At 59.1% G+C, this 15,506-nt stretch carries 13 protein-coding genes; 10 read left to right on the top strand and 3 right to left on the bottom strand.

Annotated features, from left to right (window positions below):
* Window positions 1-4 precede the first annotated feature (4 nt).
* The gene (gene betI / locus G0034_RS05750) at window positions 5-592 is read right to left on the bottom strand and encodes a transcriptional regulator BetI (RefSeq protein ID WP_014882933.1); all 588 of its coding nucleotides are present in this window, start codon (window positions 590-592) and stop codon (window positions 5-7) included.
* 128 nt (window positions 593-720) lie between these two features.
* Between betI and betT the strand changes: the two genes are divergently transcribed.
* The 7 genes from betT (at window position 721) to G0034_RS05785 (ending at window position 7,141) form a co-directional block, all read left to right on the top strand.
* On the top strand, window positions 721-2,754 hold the full coding sequence (gene betT, locus G0034_RS05755) for a choline BCCT transporter BetT (protein ID WP_032637235.1): 2,034 nt from the start codon (window positions 721-723) through the stop codon (window positions 2,752-2,754).
* A 136-nt stretch (window positions 2,755-2,890) separates the two neighbouring features.
* Window positions 2,891-3,283 carry a type II toxin-antitoxin system RelE/ParE family toxin gene (locus G0034_RS05760; RefSeq protein ID WP_179120607.1) on the top strand — a complete coding sequence of 131 codons (393 nt, stop codon included), beginning with the start codon at window positions 2,891-2,893 and terminating at the stop codon, window positions 3,281-3,283.
* On the top strand, window positions 3,280-3,564 hold the full coding sequence (nadS, locus tag G0034_RS05765; RefSeq protein ID WP_014882936.1) for a NadS family protein: 285 nt from the start codon (window positions 3,280-3,282) through the stop codon (window positions 3,562-3,564). Before G0034_RS05760 ends, nadS begins: the two co-directional genes overlap by 4 nt.
* 166 nt (window positions 3,565-3,730) lie before the next feature.
* Entirely contained in the window at window positions 3,731-4,642 is a 912-nt protein-coding gene (locus tag G0034_RS05770; protein ID WP_269836577.1) for a metal ABC transporter substrate-binding protein, read from the top strand.
* A gap of 2 nt (window positions 4,643-4,644) precedes the next feature.
* Window positions 4,645-5,451: an iron/manganese ABC transporter ATP-binding protein SitB gene (gene sitB / locus G0034_RS05775; protein WP_063861205.1), complete on the top strand. Its 807-nt coding sequence runs from the start codon at window positions 4,645-4,647 to the stop codon at window positions 5,449-5,451.
* Complete coding sequence (gene sitC / locus G0034_RS05780) at window positions 5,448-6,305, top strand: iron/manganese ABC transporter permease subunit SitC (RefSeq protein ID WP_179120608.1); 858 nt, start codon at window positions 5,448-5,450, stop codon at window positions 6,303-6,305. Before sitB ends, sitC begins: the two co-directional genes overlap by 4 nt.
* Entirely contained in the window at window positions 6,302-7,141 is an 840-nt protein-coding gene (locus tag G0034_RS05785) for a metal ABC transporter permease (protein ID WP_014882940.1), read from the top strand. The genes sitC and G0034_RS05785 overlap by 4 nt, the downstream gene beginning before the upstream one ends.
* On the opposite strand, the gene entD is transcribed toward G0034_RS05785, so the two are convergent.
* Entirely contained in the window at window positions 7,095-7,769 is a 675-nt protein-coding gene (gene entD, locus G0034_RS05790; RefSeq protein ID WP_087530052.1) for an enterobactin synthase subunit EntD, read from the bottom strand. The two genes, G0034_RS05785 and entD, sit on opposite strands and share 47 nt — an antisense overlap.
* A gap of 59 nt (window positions 7,770-7,828) precedes the next feature.
* Window positions 7,829-10,069 (bottom strand): TonB-dependent siderophore receptor, encoded by a 2,241-nt coding sequence (locus tag G0034_RS05795; RefSeq protein ID WP_179120609.1) that lies wholly within the window; start codon window positions 10,067-10,069, stop codon window positions 7,829-7,831.
* A gap of 145 nt (window positions 10,070-10,214) precedes the next feature.
* Here G0034_RS05795 and fes point away from each other — a divergent pair, with 145 nt between their 5' ends.
* From fes to entF, 3 genes are read left to right on the top strand one after another with little or no spacing between them, the layout of a single operon-like run.
* Entirely contained in the window at window positions 10,215-11,411 is a 1,197-nt protein-coding gene (gene fes / locus G0034_RS05800) for an enterochelin esterase (RefSeq protein WP_179120610.1), read from the top strand.
* Window positions 11,412-11,421: 10 nt separating this feature from the next.
* Window positions 11,422-11,634 (top strand): MbtH family protein, encoded by a 213-nt coding sequence (locus tag G0034_RS05805; protein ID WP_047344421.1) that lies wholly within the window; start codon window positions 11,422-11,424, stop codon window positions 11,632-11,634.
* A complete protein-coding gene (entF, locus tag G0034_RS05810) occupies window positions 11,631-15,488 on the top strand; it encodes an enterobactin non-ribosomal peptide synthetase EntF (protein ID WP_179120611.1) in 3,858 nt (1,285 codons plus the stop codon). Before G0034_RS05805 ends, entF begins: the two co-directional genes overlap by 4 nt.
* Window positions 15,489-15,506 lie beyond the last annotated feature (18 nt).

The raw sequence follows: 15,506 nt of genomic DNA on the forward strand, positions 1-15,506 counted from the left end.
TCGGTTATTCGGTCGGTAAATGCTGGCTGATAAAGTGGCTGGTGAGCGACTGGGCCAGCGTTTTATCCAGCGGTTTGCCGCTCAGTGCGGCACGCAGCCAAAGCCCGTCGATCAGTGCCGCCAGCCCGTAGCCCGCTTCCTGCGCCTGCTCGCGCGGCAATTCGCGGCGGAACTCGTACACCAGGTTCGACAGCAGGCGGCGGCTGCTGACCTGCTGCAGACGGTAGAGCATCGGCTGGTGCATGCTGCTCGCCCAGAAGGCCAGCCAGGCTTTCATTGCCGCGCTGCTGATCTGGGTTTCATCAAAATTGCCGCCGACAATCGCCTGTAATCGCTGCTCCGCGCTGCCGTCCGGCAGGGCGTGCAAGCGGCTTAATACCGCATCGCGCAACTGCCCGGTGATGTCGCGCATGGTCGCTTCCAGCAGACCGTTTTTGTCTTTGAAATAGTGACTGATGATCCCCGTGGAAACGCCCGCCCGACGGGCGATCTGTGCGATGGTTGCGTCGTGCATTCCCACTTCATTTATTGCTTCCAGCGTGGCGTTAATAAGCTGCCTGCGCCGGATCGGCTGCATCCCCACTTTGGGCATTGTTGCCACTCCATTCATCAGCGTTGGTAATACATTAAAGCGGTTTTTGATTGGACGTTCAATATAAAATGTGTCTTAATTGTTGCTGATTTGGATTTTAATAGTTACAAAAACAGTGGGGATACTGGATGACAGACCTTTCACAAGACAGAGAAAAAGACAAAATCAACCCGGTCGTTTTTTATACTTCCGCCGGGCTGATTTTGTTGTTTTCCCTGACGACGATCTTCTTTCGTGATTTTTCCGCCGAGTGGATTGGGCGCACCCTGAACTGGGTGTCGAAGACCTTTGGCTGGTACTATCTGCTGGCGGCGACGCTCTATATTGTCTTCGTGGTCTGCATCGCCTGCTCGCGCTTCGGTTCGGTGAAGCTTGGGCCAGAGCAGTCCAAGCCCGAGTTCAGTTTGCTGAGCTGGGCCGCAATGTTGTTTGCTGCGGGTATCGGCATCGACCTGATGTTCTTCTCCGTGGCTGAACCGGTCACGCAGTATATGCAGCCGCCGGAAGGGGCAGGGCAGACGATGGAGGCCGCGCGCCAGGCGATGGTCTGGACGCTGTTCCACTACGGCCTGACGGGCTGGTCGATGTACGCCCTGATGGGGATGGCGCTCGGATACTTTAGCTATCGTTATAATTTGCCCCTCACTATCCGCTCTGCGCTGTACCCGATTTTTGGCAAAAAAATTAACGGGCCGATTGGTCACACCGTTGATATCGCAGCGGTGATTGGCACCATCTTCGGCATCGCGACCACGCTCGGTATCGGCGTGGTGCAGCTCAACTACGGGCTAAGCGTGCTGTTTGATATTCCGGATTCAATGGCGGCAAAAGCGGCGCTGATTGCGCTCTCTGTGATTATCGCCACCATCTCGGTGACCTCCGGCGTGGACAAGGGCATCCGCGTGCTCTCCGAGCTGAACGTCGCGCTGGCGCTGGGCCTGATCCTGTTTGTGCTGTTTATGGGGGACACCTCGTTCCTGCTCAACGCGCTGGTGCTCAACGTGGGCGACTACGTGAACCGCTTTATGGGGATGACGCTCAATAGCTTCGCCTTCGACCGTCCGGTGGAGTGGATGAATAACTGGACGCTGTTCTTCTGGGCGTGGTGGGTTGCGTGGTCGCCGTTTGTCGGCCTGTTCCTGGCGCGAATTTCGCGCGGGCGCACCATCCGCCAGTTTGTGATGGGCACGCTGATTATCCCGTTCACCTTTACCCTGCTGTGGCTGTCGATTTTCGGCAACAGCGCGCTGCACGAGATCATCCACGGCAATGCGGGTTTTGCTCAGGAAGCGATGGCGCACCCGGAGCGCGGCTTCTACAGCCTGCTGGCGCAGTACCCGGCGTTCACCTTTAGCGCCTCCGTGGCGACCATCACCGGCCTGCTGTTCTACGTGACCTCAGCGGACTCCGGCGCGCTGGTGTTGGGCAACTTCACCTCGAAGCTGAAGGACATCAACAGCGACGCGCCGAACTGGCTGCGCATCTTTTGGTCGGTCGCCATCGGTCTTCTGACGCTCGGCATGCTGATGACCAACGGTATTTCGGCGCTGCAGAACACGACGGTGATCATGGGCCTGCCGTTTAGCTTCGTCATCTTCTTCGTGATGGCCGGGCTGTATAAATCGCTCAAAGTGGAAGACTACCGCCGCGTCAGCGCCAGCCGTGATACCGCGCCGCGTCCGATGGGCGCGCAGGACAGGCTGAGCTGGAAAAAGCGCTTGTCGCGCCTGATGAACTACCCGGGCACGCGTTACACCAAACAGATGATGGAGACGGTCTGCTTCCCGGCGATGGAGGAAGTCGCACAGGAGTTGCGCCTGCGGGGTGCCTACGTGGAGCTGAAAAATCTGCCGCCGGATGAAGGCGAAAACCTGGGGCACCTGGATCTGCTGGTGCACATGGGCGACGAGCAAAACTTCGTCTACCAGATCTGGCCGCAGCAGTATTCGGTGCCCGGGTTTACCTACCGGGCGCGCAGCGGGAAATCGACCTATTACCGGCTGGAGACCTTCCTGCTTGAGGGAAGCCAGGGGAACGACCTGATGGACTACAGCAAGGAGCAGGTGATTACGGACATTCTGGACCAGTACGAACGCCACCTGAACTTTATCCATCTGCACAGGGAAGCGCCGGGGAATAGCGTGATGTTCCCGGATGTCTAAACAGATTCTTAAAACTTCATCATGCTGTATATAAATACAGTCAACTGACGCAATATTACTCATGGAAGAGTAATATTGCAGCGACAGCCTGCGCTGATGAGCCAGGCTGTTGTTGTTTTTCGGGAAGGAACCATGGATGAGTCACGCGATAGAATTTATCGAAACTTCACTTTTTACCCGCCAGATCAAAAGCATTGCTACGGATGATGAATTAAAGGATCTCCAAAAGGAACTCATTGCCCGGCCTGATAAAGGTGACCTGATTCAGCATACGGGGGGATTACGTAAAATAAGGCTGGCCGCAGGCTCAAAAGGAAAGAGAGGGGGAGCCAGAGTGATTTACTTTCTGGCAACGGAAGAGGTGATCTATTTCATCATGGCCTACCTAAAAAGCACCAGGGACAGCCTGACTGAGGCAGAGAAAGCTGAACTTAAAAAACTGACTTCTGTTGTGAAAAATACTACTTCCTATGCCATAAATGGTAGGTGTACTATGTACTCCATTCAGGCAGAAGGAGGCAGACAATGAGTATATTCGATGAATTAAAATCTTCGCTTGAAGAAGCCGTTGAGATTCATAGCGGAAGGAAGGCAGCTTCCAGAGTAACCCGCTATGAAGTTGCAGATGTTCGCGCAATCAGAGAACAGCTCAATATCACCCAAAGCGAAATGGCGAAGGCGCTTGGCACGAGCGTTGACACGATAAAAAGCTGGGAGTCTAAACGTCGCAACCCAACCGGACTGGCGGCGAAGGTACTGAATGTGATTCGGGAGAACCCTGCATTTTATAAGGCCCTTGCCGGGCATTAGGTAGCCCTCTTGCCGGGTGGCGCTGCGCTTACCCGGCCCACAAAACGAACCGCCTTCGTTGACATATCTTTAATGATAACTATTTTCATTTAAACATAGCCTGTGCTATACCTTATAGCACGGGCTAATTTTGCTTTGAATTTAATCACCTCGGGAGAGTTCTGCGATGCACCTACTGCAAGGATTGAAGCGTCTGTTGTTCAGCTCGCTGCTACTGACCGCGGCCACCACGGGCGCGCAGGCGGCTGAAAAATTCCAGGTCATCACGACCTTTACCGTTATCGCTGATATGGCGAAAAACGTGGCGGGGGACGCCGCAGAAGTCACTTCCATCACCAAACCGGGCGCTGAAATCCATGAGTATCAGCCGACGCCCGGCGACATCAAGCGCGCCCAGAAGGCGCAGCTGATCCTGGCCAACGGCATGAACCTTGAGCTGTGGTTCCAGCGGTTTTATCAGCATCTGAACGGCGTGCCGGAAGTGATTGTCACCAAAGGCATTACGCCGATGGGGATCGGGGAAGGGCCGTATAACGGCAAACCCAACCCGCACGCGTGGATGTCTCCGGATAACGCCCTGATTTACGTCGATAACATTCGTGACGCGCTGGTAAAGTACGACCCGGCGAATGCGCAGACCTATCAGCGCAACGCGGAAGCCTATAAGCAGAAGATCACCGCCACCCTCGAACCGCTGCGTAAGCAGGTTGCGGAGATCCCGGAAGATAAACGCTGGATGGTCACCAGTGAAGGGGCGTTCTCCTATCTGGCGCGGGATCTGGGCCTGAAAGAGCTTTACCTGTGGCCGATCAACGCCGATCAGCAGGGCACGCCTCAGCAGGTGCGCAAGGTTATCGATCTGGTGAAAAAACATCGCATTCCGGCGGTGTTCAGCGAAAGTACCGTCTCCGATAAACCCGCGCGCCAGGTGGCACGGGAAACCGATACCCATTACGGCGGCGTGCTGTATGTCGACTCCCTGAGCGCAGAAAACGGCCCGGTGCCGACCTATATCGATCTGTTGAACGTCACGACCCGCACGCTGGTGCAGGGCATCCGTGACGGCATGAAGGAGTAACCATGCAGAAGGGGATTGTCGTAACCGATTTGACCGTGACCTACCGTAACGGTCATACCGCATTGCGTGATGCCTCGTTCAGCGTGCCGGGCGGATCGATTGCCGCACTGGTAGGTGTGAACGGTTCCGGCAAATCTACGCTGTTTAAGGCGGTGATGGGCTTTGTACGGGCGGCAAGCGGCACGATCACTATTCTGGGATTACCGCCTCACCGGGCGCTCCGTCAGAACCTGGTCGCCTACGTGCCGCAGTCGGAAGAGGTTGACTGGTCGTTCCCGGTGCTGGTGGAAGACGTGGTGATGATGGGCCGCTACGGACATATGGGTTTTTTGCGTCGGCCAAAAGCGCTGGATCGGCAGATCGTCACCGACGCTCTGAAACGGGTGGATATGCTTGAGCTGCGCCATCGGCAGATTGGCGAGCTCTCCGGCGGGCAAAAGAAACGCGTGTTTCTGGCGCGGGCGATTGCCCAGCAGGGCGAGGTGATCCTGCTCGACGAGCCGTTTACCGGCGTGGACGTTAAAACTGAAGCCAGAATTATCACCCTGCTGCGGGAACTGCGCGATGAGGGCAAAACCATGCTGGTATCGACCCACAATTTAGGCTCCGTCTCCGGGTTTTGCGATTACACGGTCATGGTCAAAGGTACCGTGCTGGCAAGCGGCCCGACGGAAACTACCTTTACCGCCGAAAATCTGGAGCGCGCCTTCAGCGGCGTGCTGCGCCACGTGGTGCTCAGCGGCTCTGAAGATCGCATTATTACCGACGATGAACGCCCCTTCGTGACGCACCGTCAGGAGGTAAAATGAGCGTACTTCTGGAACCCTTCGGCTACGAGTACATGCTGAACGCGATGTGGGTTTCGGCGATGGTGGGCGGGCTGTGCGCGTTTCTCTCGTGCTATCTGATGCTAAAAGGCTGGTCGCTGATTGGCGATGCGCTCTCGCACTCCATCGTACCGGGCGTGGCGGGAGCCTACATGCTCGGGCTGCCGTTTTCGCTGGGGGCGTTCCTGTCGGGCGGGCTGGCGGCGGGCAGCATGCTGTTTCTCAACCAGCGCAGCCGCCTGAAAGAGGACGCCATCATCGGGCTGATCTTCTCCTCCTTTTTCGGTCTGGGGCTGTTTATGGTCTCACTCAACCCGACCTCGGTGAATATTCAGACTATCGTCCTCGGGAATATCCTCGCCATTGCCCCGGAAGACATCGTCCAGCTGGCGATTATCGGCGTGGTGTCGATGCTTGTTCTGCTGTTCAAATGGAAAGATTTGATGGTGACCTTTTTTGATGAGAACCACGCCCTCGCCATCGGTCTGCGTCCTGAACGTCTGAAGATCCTTTTCTTTACCCTGCTGGCGGTTTCCACCGTGGCTGCGCTGCAAACCGTCGGCGCATTTCTGGTGATCTGTCTGGTGGTCACGCCCGGCGCGACCGCGTGGCTACTGACCGATCGCTTCCCGCGACTGCTGATGATTGCCGTCGCCATGGGTAGCATTACCAGCTTCCTTGGCGCATGGGCGAGCTATTATCTCGACGGCGCGACCGGCGGTATTATCGTGGTCGCCCAGACGCTGCTGTTCCTGCTGGCGTTCGTCTTTGCGCCGAAGCACGGGCTGCTCGCCAGCCGCCGTCGGGCGCGCCGGGCGCAGGAGGTCCACCCATGATCGCGCTGCTCCTTGAACCCTTCCAGTTTGCGTTTATGAACAACGCGCTGCTGATTTCACTGCTGGTCGCCGTGCCCTGCGCGCTGCTGTCGGTTTTTCTGGTGCTCAAGGGCTGGGCGCTGATGGGCGACGCCATGAGCCATGCGGTGTTTCCCGGCGTCGTGCTGGCCTGGATGATGGGGCTGCCGCTGGCGCTGGGCGCATTTGTTGCCGGTCTGTTCTGCGCGGTCGCCACCGGATACCTGAAAGACAATAGCCGCATCAAGCAGGATACGGTTATGGGGATCGTCTTTTCCGGCATGTTCGGTGCCGGGTTGATCCTCTACATCGCCGTCAAACCCGAGGTGCATCTCGACCATATTCTGTTCGGCGATATGCTGGGTATTAACGGGATGGACATTCTGCAAAGCGGGATTGTGGCGGGACTGATTGCGCTGGTGATTGGCCTGAAGTGGCGGGACTTTTTGCTGTTCTGCTTTGATTATCAGCAGGCGCAGGCGAGCGGGTTGCGCACTCGCTGGCTGCACTATGGATTACTGTGCATGGTTTCGCTGACCATCGTGGCGACGCTGAAAGCGGTGGGGATTATTCTGTCGATTTCGTTGCTCATTGCGCCCGGCGCGGTGGCGGTGCTGATCACCCGGCGCTTCCACATGGCGCTGCTGGTGGCGGTAGCCGTTTCCGCGCTCGTGTCCGTAAGCGGCGTCTATGCGTCGTTTTATCTCGACAGCGCGCCTGCCCCGACCATCGTCGTGCTGTTCGCGGTCGTGTTTATCGTGACGTTTGTGGTCACCAGCGTGAAGGCCCGTCGACAGGAGAGTGTGACAGCAGGGTGATCGCCTGTTCGCCGTGCTGTTGCCAGTGAACGGTAAAGGCGGTGCCTTCGGGATAGCCCGCGCGCTGGCAGGTCAATGCCAGCGTAAGCGTCTTATCGACGAGCTGCGTGACGCGGGCGCTGTCAAAACCCATCCAGGCCTGCACCTGCGGAAAGAGGGCTTTGAACAGGCTCTCTTTGGCGCTAAACACCAGCGTCAGGGCGAGGGCGAACGGGTAACCCGAGCGGGAAAGGACGCTCTCTTCTTGCGCATCAATAATGCCGTCTTTGATTTCCCGGGCTTCGTTTTCGGGGAGGATCGTTTCGCAATCAATGCCGATAAGCGCAGGGTGGTCGTGCGTAACGACAGCCATGGCCTGCGTGCCGCTGTGGGTGATGCTGCCGGAAACACCCTGTGGCCAGCGCGGTTCCCCGCTGGGGCCGATGCCGGGTACGGTGTTTCCCGGTAAGGCATGCGCGGCGGCGATGCGCCCGGCAAGATGATCGGCTTTGCGTTTGCGTCCGGCGTTTGAAAGCTCTGCGTGATGGGGAAGCCAGAGGAGATCGGCGTCGGTAAAGGAGGTGGGGTCGAAGGTGACCCGGTGAACGGTGCGATCGGCGAGAATGAACGTGCTGTGGGTTGTGTGCATGGTTTTCCCTCACCCTGACCCTCTCCCCGGAGGGGAGAGGGAAGGTTTACTTCAGTGCCTTAAAAATGCGTATTCACACTCATATACCACGTGCGACCCGGCTCATTATACGTATACGCTCCCGCACCGTACATATACGCGCCGGTGGTGGCATTCCCCGTGGTTTGGGCATTACCCGCACGCCACTGGCGCTTGTCGAAGACGTTGTCCACGCCGCCGGTCAGGCTGACGTTTTTGGTCACGTCCCAGGTCGCGCTCAGGCCAACGATGCTGTACGGGCTAACTTCGTCTTTCTCAGACCCGCTCACCGGTTCACCCTTGTAGTTGTACTTCTTCGGCTGCTGCTTGCCGTACCAGGTGAAGGTTGACTGCAGCGACACATCCTGATGCACCTGCCAGCTCAGGGTCGAGTTTAGCGTGTACTCCGGAATGATCGACAGACGGTCGCCGGTCTCCTTGTTCTTACTCTGCAGCATGTAAGTGATGTTATTGGTCCAGTTGATCGTGTCGCTGACCGGCACGTTCAGGGAGCCTTCCAGCCCTTCAACCACCGCTTTCGGGACGTTTTCCCACTGGTAAATATCCGTCTGCACCTTACCGGAAGAGGTGTGGCCAATTGGCGCATAGCCCGCTTCAATCTTGTCGCGGTAGTCGTTGCGGAACCAGGTCACGCCCGCCAGCCAGCCGTCGCGTTTCCACTCCAGACCGATCTCTTTGTTGATGCTGGTTTCGGCTTTCAGATCGTCGTTGCCCATCATGTAGCAGCCGACGCCGTCGCCGCTTGCGTAGCAACCCTGGCCTTTACTGTAGAGCAGATAGTTCGGGTTGGTCTGATACAGGCTTGGCGCTTTGTAAGCCCGCGCAATACCCATCTTCAGCGTGAAGTCATCTCCCAGACCTTGCGACAGGTTAAGTGACGGGCTCCAGTTATTGCCGACGATGGTGTGGTGATCGAAGCGCAGGGCAGGGGTCAGCATGGTGCTGTCGGTCAGCTCCATGTTGTTCTCCGCAAACAGGGAGAAAATCTCCGCCGAGGTGTACGGACTACGGTCGTTGCTCATGCCCGGAATGGTGCCGCCCTGCTGGGTTTGCGTGAAGGAGGTCGAATCCTTCATGCGCTGCTGGTTCCACTCGGTGCCCAGGGTCAGATTCTGGTTAACGAGGAAATCAATCGGCAGATTGATTTCGCTGTGCAGCATCACGTCGGCCAGATCGGTGTCGGTGAATTTATCGCTATTAAACAGACCTTCCGTCCCGCCAGCCAGCCCTTCGCCCAGACGGGAGTTGCGGGTGTGTTCGTACTGCGCCCAGTTGCTGGTGGTAATGCCGTTATCCCAGCCGCCGTTCCAGGTCACCGCGAAATTCTGGCGATAAATACGGTTGGTCTCTTTGCCGTAGTTTTTCTTCACCAGCGCGTTGTCGTTATTGGTGTTCTGCGTGTCGCCCGCATAAAGGTTGTTCTGGCGGCTATAGCCTGCTTCAAACTCCAGGGACTGCATGGGGGCGAAGTCCCAGCGCACGACGCCGTTGATGTCTTTGTTCTCTACACCTTCACGACCTGCGGGCAGGGTGTTGGCGTAGGCGCCGGTACGGTCAGACTGATGGCCCTGGTTGATGTCCCACGCGTCGGCCTGGGTTTTGTCCAGGTTACCGAACATGCGGAAGCTGAAATCGCCGCCCAGCGGGCCGCTCAGGCTGAAGTTGGTGCGCTTAGTGGAACCTTCGTCTTTATGTTCCGGCGCATTCAGGTAGGTGTTCCAGGAGCCGTGCCACTGCTCGTCGAATTTTTTGGTGATGATGTTGACCACGCCACCTGCCGCGCCGTTGCCGTAGCGGGCGGCCGCCGGACCACGGATCACTTCGATGCGCTCGATCATCTCCGGCGGTACCCAGCCGGTATCGCCCCGGGTATCACGCTCGCCGCGCCAGCCCAGACGGATGGAGTTACGGCTGGTAACCGGTTTACCGTCGATCAGGATCAGGGTGTTTTCCGGGCCCATGCCGCGGATATCAATCTGACGGTTATTCCCGCGCTGGCCGCTGGTGGAGTTACCGGTGAGGTTCACGCCCGGCATGGTGCGGATGATTTCCGACACGTCGCGCGCGGGCGGGTTTTTACGGATCTCATCGGCGGTGATGGTCGATACGCCCGGCGCCTGCAAATTTTGCTCGGCGGCGGTGATCACCATCGTGTCTTCGTGCTGCGCGGAGGCGGCGTTGTCGTCTGCCATGGCGGGCAGCGCGACACCATAAATCCCTAAATTGACCAGCAAGGCCAGAGAGTGAATCTTCTTATTCATTGTACGTCCCGCTTTTATGGTTATTCATGAACGCGCTTCCCACAGCGCGGGCATTACGCTATTGCAAATGCAAATAGTTATCAATAATATTATCAATAAAATTTGTCCTGAAACAAAAAAGACTGTTAAACATGAGGTTATAAGGGTGACGGCGTTAACAACGGGCAGTGAAGCGTGGTGGCAGTCGAAAAGCGGGCCTGACTTGAAACCTGAAAACGGTAAATTTCGCGTCACGTTCTGGTGGCGCGATACGAACGGAACGCAGACTTCGTCACCGATTAAACACGTCTGGCTCAATATCACCGGCGTGACCGATCACCATCAAAATGCCCGCCCGCAGTCCCTCAAACGCATCCCGGATACCGACGTCTGGCAGTGGGAGGGAGAGTTCAGTCCCGCGTGGCGGGGGAGCTACTGTTTTATCCCTTCCGTGAATGAAAACGATTTTGCCGACGCGGTGTTTGAAGGCGAGAGTCCGGACCGTATGGCGCTGCGCGAAGGCTGGGGTAAATTGCTGCCGCACGCGGTTTCCGACCCGCTTAACCCGCAGAGCTGGCGCGGTGGTCGCGGTCATGCCGTTTCGGCGCTGGAAATGCCGGGCGCACCCGTTCAGCCAGGCTGGGATCGTCCTGATACGCCCCACCACGCGCCGGTCTGCATTGATTGGGAAAGCGCACGCCTGAAAAACCGCCGCCGAGTCTGGATTTTTACCACCGGGGAGGAAAACCCCGAGCGCCCGCTGGCGGTGCTGCTTGATGGCCAGTTCTGGGCCGAAAGCATGCCCGTCTGGCCCGCGCTGGCCGCGCTTACCCGTGAAGGCAAACTGCCCCCGGCGGTCTATGTCTTAATTGATGTGATTGATACCGCACACCGCAGCCGCGAACTGCCCTGCAACCCCGATTTCTGGCTGGCGGTGCAGGAAGAACTCCTCCCACAGATACAACGCATTGCCCCCTTCAGCGACCGCGCCGACTGTACCGTGGCGGCAGGTCAGAGCTTCGGCGGGCTTTCCTCCCTTTATGCGGGCCTCAACTGGCCGCAGCGCTTTGGCTGCGTGCTCAGTCAGTCCGGTTCCTACTGGTGGCCGCACCGCGGCGCACAGCAGGAGGGGCTACTCATCGGGCAGCTTAAAGCGGGTGAAAAAACCGAACGCGGACTGCGCATCGTCCTTGAGGCCGGGCGCAACGAACCGCTTATCTTCCGCGTGAATCAGGCGATTTACGCCGAATTGCACGCGCAGCAGGTTTACTGGCGTCAGGTTGACGGCGGACACGACGCGCTTTGCTGGCGCGGTGGGCTGACGCAGGGGCTGATGACCCTCTGGCAGCCGCTTATTCAATAACGGAGTCTGTATGGAATTCAGCAATCCTTTCGATAATCCGCAGGGACAGTTTGTCATTTTGCAAAACGACCAGGGGCAGTACAGCCTGTGGCCGCAGCAGTGCGAATTGCCCGCGGGCTGGCGCGTGGTATGCGAAGCGCAGTCTCAGGACGTGTGCCAGCAGTGGCTGGCGGAACACTGGCAGACGCTTGAGCCGTCGTATTTTGCGGGAGAAAACGCATGAGCCGTCTTCCGCTTGTCGCCGCCCAGCCGGGTATCTGGATGGCGGAGCAGTTGTCCGCGCTGCCAAATGCCTGGAGCGTGGCGCACTACACTGAGCTAAAGGGCGATATCGACGCGCCGTTGCTGGCAAAAGCCATTGCTGAAGGCATGATGCAGGCCGATACCCTGCGGATGCGTTTTGCCGAAGATAACGGTGAGGTGTGGCAGTGGGTAGATGAAACCGTCATGCTGCCGGAACCGTCCATCGTTCGCGTGGACTCTCATGATGCCGCCGTGGCGCTGATGGAAGCCGATCTCAACCAGAACCTGCGCGTCGACAGCGGTCAACCGCTGGCGTTTCATCTGCTGATTCAGGTGGGGGAAGAACGCTGGTACTGGTATCAGCGTTATCATCACTTAGTGGTAGATGGCTTCAGTTTCCCGGCGATTACCCGCCAGATTGCCGCCATTTATGCCGCATGGAAAAAAGGCGACCCCACGCCGCCATCTCCTTTTTCACCCTTCGCTGAGGTGGTGGAAGAGTATCAGCGCTATCGTGAAAGCGAGGCGTATGCACGCGACGGTGACTTCTGGGCAGCGCAGCGCAGACAGCTTCCTCCTCCGGTCTCTCTTTCTTCCGCGCCGCTGCCGGGGCGCGCCGCGACAACTGACATCCTGCGCCTGAAAATCGTCGCCGACAGCAGCGCGTTTAGCCAGCTTGCGCAGGCTGCAGGGCAGGCTCAGCGTACCGATCTGGCGCTTGCGCTGGTCGCGCTGTGGCTGGGCCGCCTGACCGGGCGTCTGGACTACGCCGCCGGGTTTATCTTTATGCGCCGCATGGGCTCCGTCGCGCTGACCGCAACTGGACCGGTGCTCAACGTCCTGCCGCTTGCGGTGAATATCGATCCGCAGGAGAGCCTGCCTGGGCTGGCGCTGCGTCTGGCGAGCCAGCTGAAAAAAATGCGCCGCCATCAGCGCTACGACGCGGAGCAAATTCTCCGCGACAGCGGTAAGGCGGCGGGTGATGAAGCCCTGTTTGGCCCGGTGCTGAACGTTAAGGTGTTCGATTATCAACTGGAACTCGACGGCGTAGAGGCCATCACCCACACGCTGGCGACCGGACCGGTGAACGATCTCGAGCTGGCCTTGTTCCCGGACGAGCAGGGCGGATTAAGCATTGAAATTCTCGCCAGCAAACAGCGTTACGATGAAACAACGCTGAAGGGTCACGTCGCGCGCCTGAACGCGATGCTGGTGCAGTTTGCCGCTAACCCGGACCTGCGATGTGGGGAAGTGGAAACCGTGTCAGAGCAAGAGTACGCGCAGCTTGCGCGCATCAATGACACCGGGCTGGCGCTACCCTCCACCACGCTCGCGGAGCTGGTGGCGGAACAGGCGAGCAGGACGCCGGACGCCCCCGCGCTGGCGGATGCGCACATCGAGCTGAACTACCGCCAGATGCGCGAGCAGGTGGTCGCGCTGGCAAACCTGCTGCGTGCGCGCGGCGTGAAGCCGGGCGACAGCGTGGCGGTGGCCCTCCCGCGTTCGGTATTCCTGACGCTGGCCCTGCACGGCATTGTGGAAGCCGGCGCCGCGTGGTTACCGCTGGACACCGGTTACCCGGACGACCGCCTGCGGATGATGCTGGAGGACGCAAAGCCGTCCCTGCTGATTACCACCGATGAGCAGCTTCCGCGCTTTAGCGAACTGCCCATAGCTTCGTTTAGTTACAACATGCTTTTGCCTGCTGCGGGTACTGAGCCTCTGCGCGTGGCGAAACCGGAGCAGACGGCGTACATCATTTTTACCTCGGGTTCAACCGGGCGTCCGAAAGGGGTGATGGTTGGGCATACCGCCATCGTTAACCGCCTGAAGTGGATGCAGAACCACTACCCGCTGACAGCGAATGACGTGGTGGCGCAGAAAACGCCGTGCAGTTTTGACGTCTCGGTCTGGGAGTTCTGGTGGCCGTTTATCGCCGGGGCGAAGCTGGTGATGGCCGAGCCGGACGCGCACCGGGACCCGCAGGCGATGCAGAGCTTCTTCGCCCGGTATGGCGTCACGACGACCCACTTTGTGCCGTCGATGCTGGCGGCGTTTGTCGCCTCGCTGACGCCGGAAAACGTCTACTGCTGCAGGACGCTTAAGCAGGTGTTCTGCAGCGGCGAAGCGCTGCCGACCGGGCTGTGCCGCGAGTGGCAACAGCTCACCCGTGCGCCGCTGCACAACCTCTACGGCCCGACCGAAGCGGCGGTGGACGTGAGCTGGTATCCGGCGTTTGGCCCTGAGCTGGCGGCCGTTGAAGGCAATAGCGTGCCGATTGGTTTCCCGGTGTGGAACACGGGGCTGCGCATTCTGGATGCAATGATGCGCCCGGTGCCGTTCGGCGTGGCGGGGGATCTGTATCTCACCGGCATTCAGCTGGCGCAGGGATATCTGGGGCGTCCGGATCTCACCGCCAGCCGCTTTATCGCCGACCCGTTCGCGCCGGGCGAGCGGATGTATCGCACCGGTGACGTCGCCCGCTGGCTGGATAACGGGGCGGTAGAATATCTGGGCCGCAGCGATGATCAGCTAAAAATTCGCGGCCAGCGTATTGAGTTGGGCGAAATCGACCGGGCGATGCTGTCGCTGCCGGACGTGGCGCAGGCCGTGGCGCATGCCTGCGTGTTCAACCAGGCGGCGGCAACGGGGGGCGATGCCCGCCAGCTGGTGGGATACGTTGTCTCCGAATCCGGTTTACCGCTGGATCGTGATGCGCTGCTGGAATCGCTGAAGGCGCAGCTTCCGCCGCATATGGTGCCGGTGGTGCTGCTGCAACTCAGCGCGCTGCCGCTCAGCGCGAACGGCAAACTCGACCGCAAGGCGCTGCCGCTGCCGGAGTTGACCAGCAAAACCACCGGACGCGCGCCGAAAACGGACACCGAAATCGCCGTGGCGCAGGCGTTTGCCGCGCTGCTGGGTTGCGAGGTGAACGATATCGAAGCCGACTTCTTTGCCCTCGGTGGCCACTCGCTGCTGGCGATGCGGCTGGCGGCGCAGCTCAGCCGCACGTTCGCCCGCAAGGTCACGCCGGGGCAGATTATGGTCGCCTCGACGGTGAGCAAGCTCAGTGCGCTGCTGGACTTAAAAAGGAACGACGAGCAGGTGCAGCGTCTGGGGTATGAAGCCGTTCTGCCGCTGCGTGAAAGCCATGGCCCGACGCTGTTCTGCTTCCATCCGGCGTCCGGTTTTGCCTGGCAGTTCAGCGTGCTGGCGCGCCACCTCAGCCCGCACTGGTCTATCACCGGCATTCAGTCTCCCCGACCGGAAGGGCCGATGCAGCAGTGTGCGGATCTGGATGGGGTGATTGATCATCACCTGAATACGCTCCGTAAGCAGCAGCCGCAGGGGCCGTATTATTTGTTCGGCTATTCCCTCGGCGGCACGCTGGCGCAGGCTATTGCCGCTCGTTTGCGCGCGCAGGGTGAAGAGGTGGCGTTCCTTGGCCTGCTGGATACCTGGCCACCGGAAACCCAGAACTGGGCGGAGAAAGAGGCCAACGGCCTCGACCCGGCAGTGCTGGCGGAAATTGAGCGCGAGCGGCAGGCGTTTATCGCTGCGCAGCAGGGGCAGGGCAGCAGTGAACTGTTTGGCGCCATCGAGGGCAACTACGCCGATGCGGTGCGCCTGCTCACCACGGCGCACAGCGCGCGGTTTGACGGCAAAGCGACGCTGTTTGTCGCCGAGCGCACGCGCACGATGGATCCGCAGGTCGCCTGGGCACCGTGGGTGGCGGAGCTTGAGGTGCATAGCCAGGATTGCGCCCACGTGGATATCATTTCGCCGCAGGCGTTTGAGAAGATTGGGCCGGTGTTGAGGGAAATGTTGGGATAGTGCAAATGCCCGGTGGCG

The sequence above is a fragment of the Enterobacter sp. T2 genome, assembly GCF_010692925.1.
GTDB lineage: Bacteria > Pseudomonadota > Gammaproteobacteria > Enterobacterales > Enterobacteriaceae > Enterobacter > Enterobacter kobei.